The organism is Trichlorobacter sp. (genome assembly GCF_030247655.1).
In the GTDB taxonomy this organism is placed as follows: Bacteria; Desulfobacterota; Desulfuromonadia; order Geobacterales; family Pseudopelobacteraceae; genus Trichlorobacter.
In genome coordinates this window covers 1-1,543 of record NZ_JAOTRZ010000367.1, presented here as the reverse complement: position 1 = coordinate 1,543, position 1,543 = coordinate 1, and the positions used below count along the sequence as shown (strand labels likewise).

The 1,543-nt window shown below is 50.9% G+C and carries 2 protein-coding genes; both read left to right on the top strand.

Annotation, left to right across the window (positions count from 1 at the left end; genetic code table 11):
• On the top strand, window positions 1-623 hold a 623-nt coding region (locus OEL57_RS16770; protein WP_300742089.1), incomplete at its 5' end, for a CorA family divalent cation transporter.
• A 30-nt stretch (window positions 624-653) separates the two neighbouring features.
• Window positions 654-1,543 (top strand): nucleotidyltransferase domain-containing protein (locus OEL57_RS16765; protein ID WP_300742088.1); only part of this gene is annotated, 890 nt, incomplete at its 3' end.

The window sequence follows — 1,543 nt, the reverse complement described above, 5'->3', positions numbered from 1 at the left end:
AACAACCGGTTTTTGGTGATTTTAATCGCAAGCTGTTGCTTAACCCAAGCCATTATACTGATGGTGCCAGGGTGATGGGTGGTATTCTGGAAATGCGGATTGAAGACGATGCCGATACCCTGGAGGCGGTCTCCCGGGAAATAGCCAGTATTGCACGACTTAATCCCAGCAACTTTGACGATACCAAAAAGTTTCTTTCCTATATGGCAGATTTTGAGGCCACCAACATCACCATCCGGGAAAACCTTACCGACAAGCAACGGGTGCTCTCTTCCCTGCTGAAGAGCGGCAAGATGCCCAGCACCCTGAAGAGTGACTTCAGCATCATGATCAAGGATGTTAACTCCCTGATTACTACAGCCAACTTTAACTTTGAACGGCTTGATTACCTGCAGAACCTGTTTCTCAACTTCTTAAGCATTGAGCAAAACAAAGTGATCAAGATTTTCACCGTTATGTCCGTCATTTTCCTGCCGCCCACCCTGATAGCCAGTATCTACGGCATGAACTTTAAATACCTGCCGGAGCTTGATCTCAGGTTCGGCTACCCGCTGGCACTTTGTATGATCGTTATCTCTGCTGTGCTGCCGCTTTATATTTTCAAGCGCAAAGGCTGGCTATAACCAGTTGCGCTGCTAAAAGGAATGCTCCACATGCATATGCACCTGATTTCTGCAGCAGAGATATTTCCTGCCGGAGACAAACGTAGCTTTGATGAACGCCGATCAGAAATACTCGAAGCCTGCAAGCGGTTCATAACCGACTCCCACGCAGAAATCCGTCAGCGCCATGCAGCCGGTGCAAGCGGGACCGAGGTGGTCCATCAACTCTCAGCGGTTATGGATGCCATGGTTTCCACGTTGTTTAACGGCATCCTAAGCATGATGGGGGCTGACAGCAAACGCCTGACCGGCCACCTAACCCTGGTTGCGGTGGGGGGATATGGCCGTGGCGAACTCAACCCCTATTCCGATGTGGATATTATGTTCCTGCACGATGGCAGTGTGCCGGTAGAGCTAGTGGAGGCATTTGCCCAGAAGCTACTCTACTTCCTGTGGGACTTGCGGCTGGATGTTGGCTATTCAGTACGTACCCCAGCTGATTGTGTTGAAATGGCTGCCCAGGACACAACCATCAAAACCGCACTGATTGATTCACGCTATCTGGCCGGTCATCAACCTCTTTTTGTCATCCTGCACAAGACCGTCTATTCCCAGATTCTGCCCAAGGCCAGCGATAAATTTATCAAGGAAAAGATCGCTGAAATGCGGCGGCGGCGGGACAAGTATGGCGCCACCATCTATCTGCTTGAGCCCAACATCAAAGAGGGCGAAGGCGGCTTGCGCGACCTGCAGACCGCCCTTTGGGTGGCCCAGGTCAAGTACAAATTTGAAGACCCCAAAGAACTGGTAATCAAGGGGATTCTTTCTGAAGCGGAAATTGAGGTCTACCACTCTGCCCTGGACCATCTCTGGCGGATGCGCAACGACTGTCTCTTGTACACATCTGACGCTGCCGACGAGATTTCCAGTGTAGATCTCGG